This window comes from Brevundimonas sp. BR2-1, from assembly GCF_037626195.1.
GTDB lineage: Bacteria > Pseudomonadota > Alphaproteobacteria > Caulobacterales > Caulobacteraceae > Brevundimonas.
The window spans coordinates 1-18,239 of sequence record NZ_JARKMV010000004.1; the positions used below are offsets into that span (position 1 = coordinate 1).

Below are 18,239 nucleotides of genomic sequence, written 5' to 3' on the forward strand. Positions count from 1 at the left end.
CAAGCACCGCCGGGTGCTGGCCCATGCCCAGATAGTCGTTCGAACACCAGACCACGACGTCCTGCTCGACGCCGTCCTCGCGGCGGCGAACCGCCTTCGGGAACTGGCCGCGCACGCGCTTCAAATCCGCGAAGACGCGATAGCGCCCCTCGCTCTTGACCTGCTCCACGGCAGTCTGGAAGGCGGCCTTGTAGTCGTACATCAGAGGGACCCCACGCGATCGGTCCTTCTCCTCCCACCCATGTCCGCCCGCGTCACCTCCGGGAAACCCCTACGCCAGCAGGGTCTATCCGGCGAGGATCGTCATCCGGACCAATTCCGACAGGCTTCGAGCCTGCATCTTGGTCATGACGTTGGCGCGATAGACCTCGACCGTGCGCGGGCTGATCTCGAGGTCGTAGGCGATGACCTTGTTGGCGCGGCCGGCGACAAGACCGTCCAGCACCTGACGCTCCCGGGTGGACAGGGAGGCGAGGCGCTCGCGCACCTCGGCATCCTGGCCCTCGCGCTCGGTGGCGCCCGCCTGGCTGGCGAGGGCGGATCGGATCGAAGACAGAAGGGCCTCGTCGTCGAAGGGTTTCTCGATGAAGTCCTTGACCCCGGCGCGGACCGCCTCGATCGCCAGCGGCACATCAGCGTGGCCGGTCATGACGATGACCGGGTGGCGCACGCCCATCTCGGACAGGCGCCGGACCATCTCCAGCCCGTTCATGTCCGGCATGCGCACATCCGTGACGATGCAGCCCGGCGCCAGCGTATCCGTGTGGGCCAGCAAGGCCGCGGCAGATTCATAGGTTCTTGACGCCAGACCCGCCGTGTCCAGCAGGAAGGCCAGCGAATCCCGGATCGCGGGGTCATCATCGACTACATGAACGATCGGCTCACTCGCCATCGTAGAGTTCCTCCTCGCCTACAGAGCGCAGCGTAAAGCAGAATCGCGTACCGCCGCCCGGATTCTGTTCGACCCATATCCGGCCGCCATGGGCCTCGATAATGGTGCGCGAAATCGACAGGCCAACGCCCATGCCGGTCCGTTTGGTGGTGACGAACGGCTGAAACAGCTGGTCAGCGATATCGGGACTGATGCCCGAACCGGTGTCGGCCACGCTGACCTGGGCATATTCGTCGGCTGCGGGATCGAGCCGGATTTCGAGCACCTTTCGCCTGGCGTCCTCCATCGCCTCGATCGCATTGCGGATGAGGTTCAGCACGACCTGCTGAATCTGGACCTTGTCCGCCAGCACCAGGTCGATATCCGGCGAAAAGCGGAAAAGAACGCGAACGCCGTGTTCCTTGGCACCGACGAGGGCAAGGGCGCTGGCTTCCTCGATCAGTTTCGGCAGGCTTTCAACGCGGCGTTCGGCCTCGCCGCGGGCCACGAAGTCGCGCAGACGGCGGATGATGTCGCCGGCCCTGAGGGCCTGGTCGCCGGCCTTCTGGATGGCGTCCTTCAGACGGTCCCGCGCGATGGTCTCGGCGTCCAGCAGACGCAGCGAGCCCTTAAGGTAGTTGGCCATGGCCGAAAGCGGCTGGTTAAGCTCATGCGCCAGGGCCGAGGCCATCTCGCCCATGGCGGTGAGACGCGAGATGTGGACCAGTTCCGACTGCAACTCCTGCAGCCGCTGCTCGGTCTGCTGCCGTTCGCTGAGGTCGCGGACGAAACCGGTGAAGAAGCGCTGGTCGCCGGAAATCATCTCCCCGACGGCCAGTTCCATCGGGAAGGTCGAGCCGTCCTTGCGCTCCCCGACCACGACCCGGCCGACCCCGATAATCCGCCGCTCTCCGGTGGTCAGATAGCGGTCGAGGTATCCGTCGTGCTGCTCGCGATAGGGTTCCGGCATGAGCATCCTGACGTTCTGGCCGATCACCTCGTCCGGGGTCCAGCCGAACAGGCGCTCGGCTGTGGGACTGAAGGACTGCATGATCCCGCGCTCGGTGATGACGACCATGGCGTCCGGCACGGTGGCCAGAATGGACTGCAGATGCGCCTCGCGGGCGCGCAGATCGCGATTCACCGAAATGGCGCGGGACCGCATGTTCTGGAACGCTTCACCGCCAGCGGTGATGACGGCGCCCAGCATCAGGAAGACCACCCCCCCGGCCATGTCGCCGGCGGTCAGGGCGCCGGTCGACCAGGTGACATAGAGGCCGCAGGCGAAGCCCAGCACCGTCGCCACCGCTCCGGGAACAGCGCCGCCGAGGCCCGCCGCCGCGACCACAGCCGGGACAAAGAACAGCAGCGCCAGCCGATCCTGAAGCCACGGCGTAGCGGCCATGCGCGCCGCCAGCCCGCCGCCGGCGCCGAACACCGCGGCGGCCAGACCGTAACCCGTGTGCCGGGTCGCCAGCATCCAGTCCCAAGGAGTCCGGCTCTCAAACTCGGCTGTCGGGGTGGTCGTCATCATGGCCTCCGCAACACCCCGTAGGTGAAACACCCGAATTTCGCCAGCCGCGGGCGGCAGCTACTTCCCTGGCATCGGGCCGCCGGCCCCCAGTTCATTGCTTACGGAAGCCGCCATGACCGCTCCCCTCGTCGACCTCTCTGTCCATCATGCACCCAGGGGCCTGTCCGACCGGACGGCCTGGGGCTTCGTGAAGGCGTTGCGCTTTTTCGCCGACACCTTCTTCGCCAAACGCTATGGCCACCGCGCCGTGGTGCTGGAAACCGTCGCCGCGGTGCCGGGCATGGTCGGCGCGACCCTGAACCACCTGAAGGCCCTGCGCCGGATGAAGGACGACAATGGCTGGATCCGCACCCTGATGGACGAGGCCGAGAACGAGCGGATGCACCTGATGACCTTCATCGAGGTGTGCAAGCCGACCCTGTTCGAACGCTTCATGGTCATCGCCGTGCAATGGGTCTTCTACCTGTTCTTCTTCGGCCTCTACCTGGTGTCGGCCAAGACGGCGCACCGCGTGGTCGGCTATTTCGAGGAGGAGGCCGTCCTCAGCTACACCCACTATCTGGCCGAGATCGACGAGGGCCGCAGCGAGAACGTGGCCGCCCCCGAGATCGCCCGCCGGTACTGGGGCCTGCCCGCCGACGCGACCCTTCGCGACGTGGTGCTGGTGGTTCGCGCCGACGAGGCTCACCACCGCGACGTCAACCATGGCTTCGCCAACGAGCTGTGCGGCGCCGCGCCGATCGCGATCGCGCCCTGCCCGCCGCATGTCGAATTGCAGCCCGCGTGGAAGGCGGCGGCATAGCGGCAACCAGAAACCCGGTCCCTTCGCATGTCGATCCGCACCCTTCCGGCCGCCTGGCGGCCTCACGCTGAGCGCAACCTGCCACGCTATACCAGTTACCCGACGGCGGTCGCCTTCGAGACCGCCGCGGGGGAGGGAGAAGCCCGGGCGTGGCTGGCGGCGACCCGCGCCGACCAGGCGATCTCGGCCTATGTCCATGTGCCCTTCTGCAAGCGGCTGTGCTGGTACTGTGGCTGCAACACGAGCGTCTTTCACGAGTACGACCGGGTCCGGGCCTTCTTCCAGACCCTGATGCTGGAGGTCGATCTGTGGGCCGACGCCATCGGCCCGCACGCCGGCGCCGCCCATCTGCATTTCGGCGGCGGCAGCCCCAACGCCCTGTCGCCCGAAGACTTTCTCGCCCTCGTCCGGCATATGGCCGACCGTTTCGCCCTGCGCCCGGACGCGGAGGTCGCGGCCGAGCTGGATCCGGGCATGCTGACGGAGGCCTTCATCGACGCCTGCGGCGAGGCGGGGGTCACCCGGGTAAGTCTCGGCGTCCAGACCTTCGATCCGGAGGTCCAGACGAAGGTCAACCGCATCCAGCCCTTCGACATGGTCGCCGCCGCCAACGACCGGCTGCGCAAGACTGGCGTGTCGGCGATCAATTTCGATCTGATGTACGGCCTGCCCGGCCAGACCCCCGGGAATGTCGCGGCCTCCACCGAGGCGGCCCTGACCTTGCGGCCCGACCGGGTGGCGGTGTTCGGCTACGCCCATGTGCCGTGGATGAAGAAGCACCAGGTGATGATCCGCGAGGCCGATCTGGCCGATGGCGACGGGCGCTGGGCCCAGGCCGAGGCCGCCGACGAGACGCTGCTGGCTGCCGGCTATGTCCGCATCGGCCTGGACCATTACGCCCTGCCTGACGATCCACTGGCCGTCGCGGCGGCGTCGGGGACGCTGCGCCGCAACTTCCAGGGCTACACCGACGATCCGGCTCCGGTGCTGGTGCCGATCGGTCCGTCTTCGATTGGCCGGTTCGCAGAGGGCTTCGTTCAGAACGCGGCGGCGACCGACGTCTGGGGCCGGGAGGTCGAAGGGGGGCGGTTGCCGGTCGCCCGCCGCCTCGCCGTCGACGCCGGGGACGAGCTGCGCGCGGCCGTGATCGAGCGGCTGATGTGCGACCTGGCGGTCGATGTGGCCGCGGTCTGCCGGGCGCACGGCTTCGCCGATGCGGTTCTGGACAGCGCGATCGTCGCCGCCAGCCGGTTGCAGGTCGACGGCCTCTGCATCGTCGAAGGCCGGATCATCCGGATACCCGCCGAGGCCCATCGCATCATGCGCGTGGTCGCGGCCTGTTTCGACGCCCGCCTGCCGGTCGCCGCGAGCCGGCACGCCCGCGCGGTGTGACAGCCGGGACATCCCCCACTGGGGGAATCCCCGAGTTTGTCGGCCGACAACGTCCGGTCACGCTGATCGACGGAATGGAAGCTTCAATGGGCCGGATTCGGGATCTCCCGCGCGGCCGCAAGGATACTGCGAGATGACAACCAAGAGACTTTGGATCGTCCTCGCCCTGATCATGGCGACGTCGTTCGCGGTGCTGGGGATGATGGGACGGGAGATAAACCGGCAGGCGCCGCCCATACCGGCGCAGGTCGTGGACACGACCGGGGCGGTGCTGCTGACCCGCGAAGACATCCAGACTGGCCAGCTGGCCTGGCAGTCGATGGGCGGCCAGCAGGTCGGCTCCGTCTGGGGCCACGGCGGCTATGTGGCGCCCGACTGGTCCGCCGACCAGCTGCACCGCGAAACCATGGCCCTGCTGGAGATGTGGTCGCAACGCGACTTCGACCAGTCCTGGGCCAGCCTGGACGAGGAGCGTCAGGCCGCGCTGAAGGCCCGGGTCAAGCGCGAGATGCGCACCAACACCTATGATCGGGCCACCGACACCATCACGGTCTCGACCGACCGGGCGGCCGCCATGCGCGAGGTCAAGGCGCACTACGTCGCCCTGCTCAGCGACGATCCGGCGCTGGAATCGCTGCGCGAGCAGTACGCCATCGCCAACAACGCGGTGCCGGACGCCGGCCGCCGCAACCAGATCTCGGCCTTCTACTGGTGGGCCAGCTGGGGCGCGGGGACCCAGCGTCCGAACGACGTCATCACCTACACCTCCAACTGGCCGCACGAGCCGCTGATCGACAATGTGCCGACCCCGGCCAACATCGTCTGGTCGGTGGCCAGCGTCCTGCTGCTGATCCTCGGCGTCGCCGCCCTGATCTTCTGGCACGCCCGTCAGCCCAAGGAAGAGCACCTCGAACCGCCCACGGCCGATCCGCTGATGGGCATGAAGCCGACGCCCTCGATGAAGGCGGCGGGCAAGTATTTCCTGACCGTGATCGCCCTGTTCCTGCTGCAGGTCGGCCTCGGCGCCGTCACCGCCCACTATGCGGTCGAGGGCCATGATTTCTACGGCATTCCGATCTCGGAATGGATTCCCTACGCCGTCACCCGCACCTGGCACACCCAGCTGGCGGTGTTCTGGATCGCCACGGCCTGGCTGGGCACGGGCCTCTACATCGCCCCCATCGTCTCAGGCAAGGAACCGCGGTTCCAGGCCCTCGGCGTCAACGTCCTGTGGGTCGCCCTCGTCTTCGTGGTCCTCGGATCGATGGCCGGCGAATGGTTCGGCGTGCAGCAGATTTTCGACCTCGACACCAACTGGTGGTTTGGTCACCAAGGCTGGGAATATATCGACCTCGGCCGCTTCTGGCAGAGCCTGCTGTTCGTCGGCCTGCTGCTTTGGCTGCTGCTGGTGACCCGGGCCCTGTGGCCGGCGCTGAGGGAGAAGTCCCAGGCCAAGCCGGTGCTGGTGATCCTGTTCCTGTCCACCGTGGCCATCGCCCTGTTCTATGCGGCCGGTTTCATGTGGGGCAAACACACCCACATCTCGATGGTCGAATACTGGCGCTGGTGGGTGGTCCACCTGTGGGTCGAGGGCTTCTTCGAAGTGTTCGCCACGGCGGTGATCAGCCTGCTGTTCGTTCGCCTCGGCCTGGTCCGGCCGATGGTGGCCAATGTCGCGGTCGTGTTCGGCACCATCGTCTTCATGACCGGCGGGGTGCTGGGCACGGCGCACCACTGGTATTTCGCCGGCACGCCCACTTCGGTGATGGCCATTGGTTCGGTGTTCTCGGCCCTCGAGGTCGTGCCCCTGGCCCTGGTCGGCTTCGAGGCCTTCGAGAACTGGCGGCACACCAAGGCCGCGCCTTGGGTCAAGGCCTACAAATGGCCGATCCTGTTCTTCGTGGCCGTCGGCTTCTGGAACCTGCTCGGCGCCGGCGTCTTCGGCTTCATGATCAACCCGCCGCTGAGCCTGTATTACATCCAGGGGCTCAACACGACGGCGACCCACGCCCACGCGGCCCTGTTCGGGGTCTACGGGATGCTGGGCATCGGCCTGCTGCTGTTCTGCTTCCGCAGCCTGGCCCGCCGCGAGGCGTGGAGCGACACGCTGCTGGCCTGGACGTTCTGGCTGTTGAACATCGGCCTGGCGATGATGCTGTTCCTGTCGCTGCTTCCCATCGGGGTGGTCCAGGCCTTCGCCAGCATCGAGCACGGCATGTGGTACGCGCGCTCTCCGGCGGTTCTTCACTCGCCGCTGGTCCAGACCCTGGTCTGGATGCGCGTCCCCGGCGACGTGGTCTTCGGGGCGGGGGCCGTGACACTGGCGATCTTCGCCGCCCGGCTGGTGATCGGCGGGCTCAAGCCCCGACCCGCCGTCGATACTCCAGCCGAGCCGGCGGTCCTGCCGGCCGAGTAGCGGGCCGCCAGCGTATCGGGGCGGGGAGGGGTTCGCCTCTCCCCGCCCTTTCTTTTTCCAGAGGATATTTCTCCCGTGGCCACGACAGCCCAGTCCATCCGGCGGTATTCCGGCCCGCCCCTGTTCAGCTTCGGCTTCAGGCCCTTCTTCCTGTTCTCGGCCGTGTGGGCGACGGTCGCGGTGCCGGTCTGGGTGGCGTCGATGACGCTGGGCGACGGCACGGTCGGGAGCATGGACGGGCGGCTGTGGCATATCCACGAGATGCTGTTCGGCTATCTGGCGGGGGTCATCGCCGGCTTCCTGCTGACGGCGGTGCCAAACTGGACGGGCCGCCTGCCGGTGACGGGCGCGAAGCTGGCGGGATTGTTCGCCCTGTGGCTCGCGGGCCGGGCGGCGGGCTTGCTGCCGGCGTCGATGGCCGGTCCGGCGGCCGTGACCGACAGCGCCTTCCTCGTGGTCTTCGCCGCCCTGATCTGGCGCGAGGTGCTGGCGGCGAAGAACCGGCGCAACCTGCCGGTCTGCCTGCTGGTGTCGGTGCTGGCGGCCGCCAATATCGCCTTCCATCTGCGGAGCCAGATTCCTCTGTTCGGCCCCGGCGCGGAGCGGGCCGCCGTGGCGGTCGTCACCGGCCTGATCGCTTTGATCGGGGGCCGGGTGACCCCCAGTTTCACCCAGAACTGGACCCAGGCGCAGGGCATTTTGAAGGGCCCGACCGCATTCAACCCGTTCGACGCCGGGGTGCTGGCCGTGACCGGCTTGGCGCTGGTCGCCTGGGTGGCGGCACCGCTGTCGCCGTTCACCGGCGCGGCGCTCGTCGTGGCGGGCGTGGCTAATCTGGCCCGGCTGGCGCGTTGGCGCGGCTGGCTGGCGCGGCGCGAGGCCCTCGTCTGGATTCTCCACCTCGGCTATGCGTGGCTCGGCCTGGGGCTGATCCTTCTCGGACTGTCCGCCCTGGCTCCGGCCGCCGTGCCGTTCTCCGCGGGCATCCATGCACTGACCACCGGGGCCATGGGCGTCGAGACGCTGGCCATCATGACCCGGGCCACGCGGGGCCATACCGGTCGGCCCCGGGTCGCCGACCGTTCGACGACCGCCATCTATCTGCTGATCCTGTCCGCGGCGGCCGTTCGGGTGTCGGCGCCGTTTCTGGCGGAATGGACCCTGGCCCTGCTCGCGGTTTCGGCGACGCTGTGGGGCCTGGCCTTCGCAAGCTTCGTCGCCGCCTACGGACCGATGCTGTGGCGGCGGTCGCTATGACATTGCGCCCGCGCAAGGCGATGGATCGCGGGACGTGGGACCAGGACGTCATGCTTCGTCCCGCCACCGACTGCTGCGACCCGGCGATGTGTCCGACAGACTTGTGCTGTCACGGTGATTGCCACTGCTCGCCCTCTGCGCCTCGCGGCGATCGGCTGATGCTGCAGGCGCTCGGGCTGGGCGCGGCGGCGCTGGCCGTCGCCGGGGTGGCCCTGCCGGTTCTGCCGACGACGCCGTTCCTCCTGTTGTCGGCCTGGGCGTTCGCGCGGTCGTCGCCCCGTCTCGAGGCGTGGTTGCGGGACCATCCGCGGCTCGGTCCGCCGCTGAAGGCCTGGGAACAACGCCGCGCCATCCCGGCCCGGGCCAAGGCGTTCGCCCTGACAAGCCTGCCGCTCAGCGGCCTGCTGATTCATGCGTCAGGGGCCGGTCTGGCCGTCACCGCCACGGTTGGGGTCGCACTGGCCTGCGTCGGCGGCTGGGTTCTGACCCGGCCGTCCTGAACGGAGCTTGCGCACCGACAACGACGCGGCGGCGGTCCCGCGCCATCCATCCCGCAGGAGATCCCATGCCTTCATCCCCCGCTGCCGTCGTCGCCGGCGCCTATTTTCCCGGACCCCGTTCCGAAAACGAGACCTGGGTGCGTGGCGAGTTCCAGGCGGTGCTGGATCAATGGTTCGGCTGGCGCAAGGGCCTGTTCACCGCCGACCCCTTTCTGGTCGGTCCCTCGGACCGGCTGTCGCCCGAGCGGCTCGAGCGGCGAGAGGTCCTGTCGCGGGAGCTGGCCGAACTGTGCGAGGCGCTGACCGCCGAGACCCCGACCTACACCCCCCGCTACATCGGCCACATGAAGGCGGAGGTGTCGCTGCCTGCACTGCTGGGTTGGCTGGCGGCCATGCTGCACAATCCCAACAACACCTCGCGCGAGGCCAGCAAGGTCGGCACGGTGATCGAGACCGAGGCCATCGCCATGCTGGCGGCCATGGTCGGCTATGACCCGGTGACGGCCGAGGGCCATTTCACGTCCGGCGGTACGGTGGCCAATTTCGAGGCCGTCTGGCGGGCCCGCTATCGGCTCGACCACTGGCTCAGCCTCGGCCTCTACATCGCCGAAAAGACCGGCGAACCGCTCGACGTCTTCGCCGCGGCTCATATGGGCTGGGACCGGTTCCGCGAGCTGTGGGTCGAGCACGGACTGACCGACAGCGTGCTGCGCCGCTACAGCGCCGCTATCGGCGTGCCGGCGAACATCTGGCTCCGCATCGGCCGCGCCGCCGGCCGCGACTATCTGGGTCCGGTGATGTTGGTCCCCGGCAACAAACACTATTCCTGGTCCAAGGCCGCGAACCTGTTCGGCCTCGGCGAGGAATCGCTGTGGGCGGTCGACCTCGACGCTGAGGGCCGGCTCGACGTCAACGATCTGGATCGGCTGATCCGGCGAGCCGAATCCGCGGGCCGTCCCGTGCTGATGGCCGTCGGCGTGGCCGGGACCACCGAGACGGGGGAGATCGACCCGATCGACGCCCTGCATGACCGGCTGGAGCAGTGGGAGGCCGAGCGCGGCGTGCACATCTGGCGGCATGTCGACGCGGCCTATGGCGGCTTCCTGTGCGCCATCCTGGGCGGGCCGGACGAGGCTGTGCTCACGCCGGCCAGCGTCGCCGCGCTGGGGGCCATCGGCCGCGCGGACTCCGTCACCATCGACCCGCACAAGCTGGGCTACGTCCCCTACGCCTGCGGGGCCTTCCTGACCCGGGACACGGCCCGCTACGCGGTTTCGGCCTTCGACGCCCCCTATCTGGATCGCCCGGAGCTGGGCGACGGCAAATGGTCGTCGACCCTGGAGGGGTCGCGGTCGGCGGCCGGGGCGGCCGCGGTCTGGCTGAGCGGCCGCACCCTCGGTTTCGGCCCGTCGGGACTGGGGGCGCTGCTGGCCGAAACGGTGCGGACGCGGCAGGCATTCGAGACGACCCTCGGCGCCGCCGTGCCTGAGGTCAGGTTCCTGGACCCCGCAGACGCCAACATCGTCTGCTTCTCCGTGGCCAGGCCTGGCGAGTCGCTGGCCGGCGCCAATCGCCGCACCACAGCGCTGTTCGACCGGATCCACCACTCGCCGGAATTCTCGGTCTCGAAGACCACCCTCGGCCCCGACTATGCGGCGGCGATCGCCCGCCATGTCGACGGTTTCGGCGGCGTCGTCGACGCGTCCGGGATGGTGCTGATCCGCTGCGTGTTCATGAATCCCTACTGGGCGGCTCCGGAATTCCGCGAGGCCCTGTTCCCGCCGTTCATCGTCCTGGTCCGCGAGAGTCTCGATGAGGGCCTGGAGGCGGCGGCGTGACCGGTCGCGCCGGGGCGGGCTGGCGGTCGAGAAGTTCGCGGCGCGCCACGTCCGGCCGGGGCGGGGCCGCCACCGGCGTCCTGATGGCCCTGCGCGATCCGGTGGAGCGCCTCCTGACCCTCGCCCTGCGCCGGGTGGCGCGGCGGCGGCCGGATGTATTCGAACGGCTCGGCGAGGCCGGAGACGTGATCTTCATCGTCGCCCCGACTGACTTTCCGGTGGCTTTTCGCCTGCGGCCCGGCCGCGGATCCGGCGATGTCCGGGTGGTGCGGGACGACGGCACGGCGCCCCACGCCGCCCGCATATCCGGCCCGCTGGTGACCCTTCTGGCGCTGTTCGACGGCCGATGCGACGCCGACTCGGCCTTCTTCTCCAGATGCATCCGCGTCAACGGCGACACCCGGGCGGTGGTCGCCCTGCACAACACGCTGGAGGCCGCCGAGCTGACCCTCGCCGACCTGCTGGGCGTCGGGCCGCCCTTCCGCGACCGGCTGAACGCGGGCCTTGCCCGAACGCTGGGCCGGCTGCGGCCGGCCGGGGCAGGGGTCTGAGATGGGATCGATCGAACTGGTGTGTCCGGCCGGATCTCCCGCCATGCTGAAGGCCGCGATCGAGGCGGGCGCCGACAGCGTCTATTGCGGCCTGCGGGATGACACCAACGCCCGCAACTTCCCCGGTCTCAACTTCTCGCCGGCCGAGCTGACCGACAGCGTGGCCTGGGCGCATGATCACGGAGCCAGGGTGCTGCTGGCGGTCAACACCTTCGCCCGGGCCGGAGCCGGCGACCGCTGGCGGGCCTCGGTCGACGCCGCCGCGGGAACCGGCGTGGACGCTGTCATCGTCGCCGACCTCGGTGTGCTGGCGCATGCGCGGGAGGCTCACCCGGGCCTGCGGCTGCACCTGTCAGTCCAGGCGGCCGCGGGTTCACCCGAGGCCATCGCCTTCTACGCCGAGGCCTATGGGGTGAAGCGGGTCGTGCTGCCGCGCGTGCTCAGCGTCGAGGAGATCGCCGCCCTGATGCGCGAGATCACCGTCGAGACCGAGGCCTTCGTATTCGGCGGCCTGTGCGTCATGGCCGAGGGCCGCTGCGCCCTGTCGTCCTATGTCACCGGTCGGTCGCCCAATCTCAGCGGCGTGTGCTCGCCGCCGGAATCGGTCACCTACACCGAGGAGCAGGGGGCGCTGGTGTCGCGCCTCGGCGGGCTGGCGCTGGACCGCTACGCGGCCGGCGAGCCGGCCGGCTATCCGACCCTGTGCAAGGGCCGGTTCGAGGTCGGCGGCGGCCTGTCCTATCTGTTCGAGGATCCGGTCAGCCTGAACGCCATGAGCCTGCTGGCGGCGCTGCGCCGCGCGGGCGTCACGGCGGTCAAGATCGAGGGGCGGCAGCGGGGCAAGGCCTATGTGGCGCGGGTCGCCTCGGCCTTTCGGGGCGCCATCGACGCCCTCGACCAAGGTGCGGACCCGACGCCGTTCGAAAGCCTGCTGACCGACCTCGCCGAGGGCGGTCGCGAAACCGCCGGCGCCTACCGGAAGACGTGGCGATGACAGATCCCATCCAACTGACCGTCGGACCGCTGCTGTTCAACTGGGCGCCCGACCGCATCCGCGACTTCTATGCGCGGATCGCCGATGAGGCGCCGGTCGATCGCGTCTATCTGGGGGAGGTGGTGTGCGGCAAACGGGCGCCCCTGGTCGACGCGGCACTGGCCGACGCCGCCGATCGGCTGACCCAGGCGGGCAAGACGGTGGTCTGGTCGAGCCTGGGGCTTCCGGCCCTCAAGCGTGACCGCAAGGCCATCGCCGCCTTGTCGGCCGAACAGGAAATCCTGGTCGAGATCAACGACATCTCCGGCTTGCAGGGTCGGACCGGGGCGTTCGTGGCCGGGCCGCTGCTCAACATCTACAACGAGGGGGCCGCGCGCGAACTGATGAGACGTGGCTGCGTCCGGCTGTGCGCCAATGTCGAACTGTCGCTGGAGGCCGTGACCGCGATCGGCGTCGCCTGCCCCGGGCTGGAGATCGAGCTGTTCGCCTTCGGCCGGCTGCCGCTGGCCCTGTCGGGACGCTGCTATCACGCCCGCCACCATGGCCTGCACAAGGACGCCTGCCAGTTCATCTGCGACCGCGACCCCGACGGGCTGGTGCTGAAGACGCTGGACGGGCGCGACTTCCTCGCCGTCAACGGCGTGCAGACCCTGTCGCACGGAGTCCAGCTGGTCGACGGGGCGGGAGCGGCCCTGAGGGCGGCCGGAGTCACCGCCCTGCGCCTGTCGCCGCATACCGCCGACATGGTCGCCGTGGCCGCCGCCTTGCGCGATCGGGTGGACGGCCGGATCGACCGGACCGAACTCGTCGCCCGGGTTGTCGCCTCCGGCCCGCCGGGCGAGCTGGTCGGCGGCTATCTGCGGGGCCAGGCGGGCCTGGAAACCATCGGAGGGCTGTCATGACGGAGCGAAATCTCGCCGACCTCCGCACCGAGCTGGACGCGCTGGACCGCCGTGTGGTCGAGGCGCTGGCGCAGCGGCAGCGCATTGTTGAAGCCATCGCCCGGCTGAAGGACGATCCCGCCAGGGTGCGCGATCCGGACCGGGTCGAGGCGGTTCTGGCCAATGTGTTGCAGGCGGCCGGCCTGGCCGGTCTGTCGGCCGCCATCGCCGAGCCGGTCTGGCGGCTGCTGGTCGAGCGATGCGCCGATCATGAGGTGGTCTGGCTTGAGGCGCAGTCCGAGGCCTCCCAGGACAGCTGTTGCGGTTGTCAGGGCGGTTTCGCCGCCCCCTGACGATCGGCCCGGGCCCGGTTAGAGCGGGGCCGATCACCGTATAATTGCGGAGACGGGGCCTTGCGTCAGCGCAAGGAGCATGGACCGGACCGGGCCCAATTGAGCGCACGGTCCGGTCAGGGCCGGACGACTTTCCGGGTTCGCCATGTTCATCTCCCCTGTCTCCGCCATCGCCCTGATGCTGGCGGCCGGCGCGCCGCAGGACGCCGCGTATCTCACCCATCTGACGGCCCCGGACGAGCCGGTCGTGCTTGCCGATGTGGTGATCGCCGGGCGGCGCGATCCGCTGGCCCCCGCGGTGGCGGCGCGGGCCCGCGCGGAGGTGCAGGAGACGCCGGGCGCCGTGGCGGTGGTCAGCCGCGAGCAATACGCCGACCATATGGCCATGCACCTCGGTGACGCCCTGCATACGGTGCCGGGCGTCTATGCGGAGAAGCGTTGGGGCGAGGAGGTCCGGCTGTCGATCCGCGGTTCGGGCGTCGGCAACTCGTCGCACAACCGCGGCGTGGTGCTGGCCCAGGACGGCGTGCCCTTCAACCAGGCCGACGGCTTTGGCGACTTCCAGGAAATCGATCTGCTCAGCGCCCGCTATATCGAGGTGTTCAAGGGCGGCAACGCCATTCGCTTCGGCGGCGCGACCATGGGCGGCGCCATCCAGCTCAACACCCCGACCGGCCGCGACGCGCCGGAACGCAACGAGGTCCGGCTGGAGGCCGGCTCTTTCGGGACCTGGCGCGCCCACGGCGAGATGGCCCGCGAATGGGGCGATACGGACCTCTGGGCCGGCGTCTCGGTGCTCGGCGCCGACGGCTGGCGGGACCACTCCGTCCAGGCCTCGCAACGGCTCAGCCTCAATGCCGGTCACCGGTTCGGCGACGGCCGCGAAGTGCGGGTGTTGCTCAGCGCCGCGGACATCGAGAACGAGATTCCCGGGGCCCTTACCCTGACGCAGGCGCTCGAGAATCCGACCGCCGCCGCGGCGGCCAATGTGGCGAAGGATTATCGCCGCGACATGACCTCCCTGCGCGGCTCGGTGCAGACCCGCTGGCGTCTGGACGAGGCGTGGAGCTTCGAGGGCGGTCTCTATGCGGCGGCCAAGGATCTGGACCACCCCATCTCGGTGGTTATCGACCAGCAGAGCCGCAATGTCGGGGCCTTCGGCCGCCTCGACTGGACCGGCAAGCTCGGCGGGCTGAACGCCGACCTGTTCGTCGGCGCCTGGCTGCGCGACGGCCGGCTGGACGGTCTGACTTTCCAGAACAACGCCGGCTGGCGCGGCGCCCTGACCGGCGACAACACCCAGCGCGCCACGGCCGCGGACGTCTTCGCCGAGGGCCGGCTGTTCGTCACCGGGCGGCTGGCGATGGTGGCCGGTGGCAGCTGGGGGTGGACCACCCGCGACTACGCCGATCACCTGAACCCGTCCCGCGACGCCTCGAAAGATTTCGAGTGGTTTGCGCCCCGGGTCGGCCTGTTGTGGGAGGACGACGCCGGCCGGCAGCTGTTCGCCAACCTGACCCGCTCGGTCGAGCCGCCGCATTTCTCCGCCCTGGTGCAAACGCCATATCCGGACTTCGTGCCAGTCGAGGCCCAGGAGGCGTGGACGGTCGAGATCGGCGCCCGGGGCCGCAAGGGGCCGTTGTCCTGGGATATTGCCCTCTATCGCATGGCCGTCGAGAACGAGCTGCTGACCTTTCTGACGGCGCCCGACATTCCGGCCGCCACATTCAACGCCGGCGACACCGTGCACCAGGGCCTTGAAGCCGGCCTGGACTGGATGATCTGGCGCGATGGCGAACGCCGGCTGAAGTTGCACCAGACCTGGGCCTGGACCGACCTGCGCTTCGACGGGGATCCTCACTATGGCGTCGGCCGCCTGCCGGTCATCCCGGAGCACCACTATCACGCCGAGTTGAGCTACGACGCCGGCCGCTGGTCGATCGCGCCGTCGGTGCAGTGGACGCCTAAGGACAGCTGGGTCGACTATGCCAACACCCTGAAGTCACCCGGCTACGCCGTCTGGTCGTTGAACGCGACCCTGGCGGTGACCCCCGGGATCAAACTGTTCCTCGACGCCCGCAACCTGACGGACGAGCGCTACATCGCCAACGCAAGCGCCGTCACCGACGCTCGCGTCGCATCCACCGCGGTCTTCTGGCCGGGCGAGGGGCGCAGCGCCTTCGTCGGCCTTCGCACCAGCTTCTGACATCTTCACCGGTCGTCCGCCGGGCGCAAAGCCGGTGGGAGATTTCAGTCCGCGGGGCCCGGGTCCCGCGGACTTTCGAGTCTGCCTTTCTCCGCAGACAGGCCTCCGTATGAACCCCTAGGGGATGCTGCGAGGGCTTTGAAGTGTTGCCAAGAAGATCCTTCAATATGTTGATTTTACAACATATTTTTGAGGAAAAGTTCGCCGACGAAGCCGCGGTGCATGGCCGGAGGTCTTGTGGTCCGGGAACGTTGTTCCGGCACAAAGTCGCCCCCAAGGGAGGCTCCTAGACCACTCCCCATTGGGGCCGCAGAGAGCCCCGGGGAAAGATCATGAAACTCTTCGCACTTCTCTCCAGCGCCGCTGTCCTGGCCCTGGCCGCCGCGGTTCCCGGAGCCGCTTCCGCCCAGGAAGCGGCCGCGCCGACAGCGCCGGCCGCCGACATCATCCGCCGCGCCACCGACCTGCCGGCGCCGCTCACCGCCAACAGCCCGCGCCACCACGTGGTGGGACTGGAGACCACAGAGGTGATCGGCCAGCTTGAGGACGGGACCAGCTATACCTACTGGACCTACAACAACAAGGTCCCCGGGCCCTTCGTCCGCGTTCGGGTCGGCGACACGGTCGAGGTCAATATGACCAACGCCGCCAACAGCGTCATGATGCACAACGTCGACTTCCACGCCGTGACCGGTCCCGGCGGCGGCGCGGCGGCGACCAACGCCAATCCCGGCGAGACGAAGTCCTTCACCTTCAAGGCCCTGCAGCCCGGCCTCTACGTCTACCACTGCGCCACGCCGATGGTGGCCCAGCACATCGCCAACGGCATGTACGGCCTGATCCTCGTCGAGCCCGAGGGCGGACTGCCTGCGGTCGATCACGAGTTCTATGTGATGCAGGGCGAGCTCTACACGGAGGAAGACCAGGGCACGCCGGGTCTCCTTACCGAGAGCGTCGAGAAACTGCTCAACGAACAGCCGACCTATTACGTCATGAACGGCGCATTCAAGGCCCTGACCGGCGAGAACGCCCTCAAGGCCGAGGTCGGCGATACGGCCCGGATCTATTTCGGCGTCGGCGGCCCCAACAAGATCTCCAGCTTCCACGTCATCGGAGAGATCTTCGACCATGTGTACCGCGACGCCTCGCTGACCAGCCCGCCGGTCACCGACGTGCAGACCGTGCTGGTGCCTCCGGGCGGCGCTACGGTGGTCGATCTGACCTTCGAGGTTCCCGGCAGCTATATCATGGTCGATCACGCCCTGAGCCGCGTCGACCGCGGCGCCGCCGGCATCATCGAGGTCACCGGACCGCAGAACCCGGCGATCTTCCGGGGCTCGCCCGAGGCCCACAACCACATGGAACACTAGTCGCCAGTCTGGTGTGCGACTCGCGGCCGTCGGGAATATCCCCGGCGGCCGCTTTTTTCGGAGAGATGTCGATGCCGATGAGACGCCTTGCGGCGCTGGCCCTCGCGCTGGCGGCGGTCCCCGCCGCTGCCTCGGCCCAGTCGACGGACGCCGACGCCCGCATCCTGTTCGAGACCCGCCTTCGCAGCGAGACGGTCGATCAGCAGGGCTTCATCGAACAGGCCCACGCCCTGACCGTGCGCACCCGGCTGGGCTGGCGGTCGCCAACAGCGGACGGCCTGCAGCTGCTGGTCGAGGGGGAGGGGGTCGCCGTGCTGGACGACCGCTATTCGGCCCCGGTCGATCCCGTCCCGGGTCGTCCCGCCGTGGCTGACGGCGAGACGCTGGAGCTGAACCGGGCGCAGGTGCGGTGGACCGGCCTGTCAGACACGGAGGTCACCCTCGGCCGTCAGCGGCTGACCGTGGGCAACAGCCGCTTTGTCGGCAACGTCGGCTGGCGCCAGAACGAACAGACCTTCGACGCCGTCCGGGTCGCCAGCACGGCGCTGAAGCCTCTCACCCTGACCTGGGTTTTCGCGGACCGCGTCCAGCGGCCGCTCGGTCACGAGCACGCCCAAGGGGTCTGGCGGGGCGACATTCACCTGTTGCAGGCCGAGACGGATACGCCGGTCGGACGATTGAGCGGGTTCGGCCTGAGCGTCGACCTGGACAATGCCGCCGCCTTCTCTTCAACCACGGTCGGCGCCCGCCTGACTAGGACGCGCCTCGTGTCCGGCGATCGCTCCCTGACCTGGTCTGCCGAATACGCGGTGCAGACCGACGCCGGAGCCAATCCGGCCAACTACTCCCTGGACTTCCAGGCCGTGGCCGTGGGTCTGCTGTCGCCGCGCTGGTCCGTTGGCGCGGGCTATGAGCGGTTCGACGGCGACGGCCTTTCGGGATTCCAGACGCCGCTGGGCACGGGGCATGGTTTCCTGGGCTGGTCCGACGTCATCACCACGACGCCGCCCTTCGGCGTCCGCGACCTGTTCCTGCGCGGCCACGTCGGGGTTCCGGTCGGGTCACGCACGCTGCGCCTGGCCGCCGAGGCGCACGCCTTCCACGACGCCGATGGTGATTTCGCCCTGGGCCGGGAGCTGGACCTGTCCGCCACCCTGCCCGTCGACAGCCACTGGTCGGTCGAGCTGAAGGCCGCCCATTTCGATGGCGACCATCCTGCTTTCGGCGACGCTGACAAGGGCTGGCTGACGCTCGAGTACCGCTACTGAGGGGAG

Annotated in this window: 15 protein-coding genes and 1 pseudogene; 13 read left to right on the forward strand and 3 right to left on the reverse strand. The window is 68.9% G+C overall.

From position 1 onward, the window contains the following. From BrevBR_RS15060 to BrevBR_RS15070, 3 genes and pseudogenes are all read right to left on the reverse strand, one after another. Window positions 1-202: pseudogene (locus BrevBR_RS15060) on the reverse strand (5-aminolevulinate synthase); the annotation flags it as partial. Window positions 203-286: 84 nt separating this feature from the next. Then, the gene (gene fixJ, locus BrevBR_RS15065) at window positions 287-892 is read right to left on the reverse strand and encodes a response regulator FixJ (RefSeq protein ID WP_340001471.1); all 606 of its coding nucleotides are present in this window, start codon (window positions 890-892) and stop codon (window positions 287-289) included. Beyond that, window positions 882-2,402, reverse strand: coding sequence for a PAS domain-containing sensor histidine kinase (locus BrevBR_RS15070; protein WP_340001472.1), 1,521 nt, complete (start codon window positions 2,400-2,402; stop codon window positions 882-884). Before BrevBR_RS15070 ends, fixJ begins: the two co-directional genes overlap by 11 nt. 115 nt (window positions 2,403-2,517) lie before the next feature. Between BrevBR_RS15070 and BrevBR_RS15075 the strand changes: the two genes are divergently transcribed. From BrevBR_RS15075 to BrevBR_RS15135, 13 genes are all read left to right on the forward strand, one after another. After that, the gene (locus BrevBR_RS15075) at window positions 2,518-3,207 is read left to right on the forward strand and encodes an alternative oxidase (RefSeq protein WP_332638914.1); all 690 of its coding nucleotides are present in this window, start codon (window positions 2,518-2,520) and stop codon (window positions 3,205-3,207) included. Window positions 3,208-3,234: 27 nt separating this feature from the next. Then, a complete protein-coding gene (gene hemN, locus BrevBR_RS15080; RefSeq protein WP_340001473.1) occupies window positions 3,235-4,599 on the forward strand; it encodes an oxygen-independent coproporphyrinogen III oxidase in 1,365 nt (454 codons plus the stop codon). Between the two features lie 133 nt (window positions 4,600-4,732). Then, the gene (locus BrevBR_RS15085; RefSeq protein ID WP_340001474.1) at window positions 4,733-7,015 is read left to right on the forward strand and encodes a nitric-oxide reductase large subunit; all 2,283 of its coding nucleotides are present in this window, start codon (window positions 4,733-4,735) and stop codon (window positions 7,013-7,015) included. A gap of 75 nt (window positions 7,016-7,090) precedes the next feature. Continuing rightward, the gene (locus tag BrevBR_RS15090; protein ID WP_340001475.1) at window positions 7,091-8,272 is read left to right on the forward strand and encodes an NnrS family protein; all 1,182 of its coding nucleotides are present in this window, start codon (window positions 7,091-7,093) and stop codon (window positions 8,270-8,272) included. A gap of 158 nt (window positions 8,273-8,430) precedes the next feature. After that, window positions 8,431-8,772 carry a YbaN family protein gene (locus BrevBR_RS15095; protein ID WP_340001476.1) on the forward strand — a complete coding sequence of 114 codons (342 nt, stop codon included), beginning with the start codon at window positions 8,431-8,433 and terminating at the stop codon, window positions 8,770-8,772. 65 nt (window positions 8,773-8,837) lie between these two features. Then, window positions 8,838-10,610 (forward strand): pyridoxal phosphate-dependent decarboxylase family protein, encoded by a 1,773-nt coding sequence (locus BrevBR_RS15100; protein ID WP_340001477.1) that lies wholly within the window; start codon window positions 8,838-8,840, stop codon window positions 10,608-10,610. Further along, window positions 10,607-11,161, forward strand: coding sequence for a ubiquinone anaerobic biosynthesis accessory factor UbiT (gene ubiT / locus BrevBR_RS15105; RefSeq protein ID WP_340001478.1), 555 nt, complete (start codon window positions 10,607-10,609; stop codon window positions 11,159-11,161). The genes BrevBR_RS15100 and ubiT overlap by 4 nt, the downstream gene beginning before the upstream one ends. Window position 11,162: 1 nt before the next feature. Then, entirely contained in the window at window positions 11,163-12,155 is a 993-nt protein-coding gene (ubiU, locus tag BrevBR_RS15110) for a ubiquinone anaerobic biosynthesis protein UbiU (protein WP_332638907.1), read from the forward strand. Further along, window positions 12,152-13,057 carry a ubiquinone anaerobic biosynthesis protein UbiV gene (gene ubiV, locus BrevBR_RS15115; RefSeq protein ID WP_340001479.1) on the forward strand — a complete coding sequence of 302 codons (906 nt, stop codon included), beginning with the start codon at window positions 12,152-12,154 and terminating at the stop codon, window positions 13,055-13,057. Before ubiU ends, ubiV begins: the two co-directional genes overlap by 4 nt. Then, window positions 13,054-13,389 carry a chorismate mutase gene (locus BrevBR_RS15120; protein WP_340001480.1) on the forward strand — a complete coding sequence of 112 codons (336 nt, stop codon included), beginning with the start codon at window positions 13,054-13,056 and terminating at the stop codon, window positions 13,387-13,389. The genes ubiV and BrevBR_RS15120 overlap by 4 nt, the downstream gene beginning before the upstream one ends. A 145-nt stretch (window positions 13,390-13,534) precedes the next feature. After that, on the forward strand, window positions 13,535-15,595 hold the full coding sequence (locus BrevBR_RS15125) for a TonB-dependent receptor family protein (RefSeq protein WP_340001481.1): 2,061 nt from the start codon (window positions 13,535-13,537) through the stop codon (window positions 15,593-15,595). Window positions 15,596-15,927: 332 nt separating this feature from the next. Then, complete coding sequence (gene nirK, locus BrevBR_RS15130; RefSeq protein WP_340001482.1) at window positions 15,928-16,965, forward strand: copper-containing nitrite reductase; 1,038 nt, start codon at window positions 15,928-15,930, stop codon at window positions 16,963-16,965. A gap of 71 nt (window positions 16,966-17,036) precedes the next feature. After that, window positions 17,037-18,233, forward strand: a complete 1,197-nt coding sequence (locus BrevBR_RS15135; protein ID WP_340001483.1) for an alginate export family protein — start codon at window positions 17,037-17,039, stop codon at window positions 18,231-18,233. Window positions 18,234-18,239 lie beyond the last annotated feature (6 nt).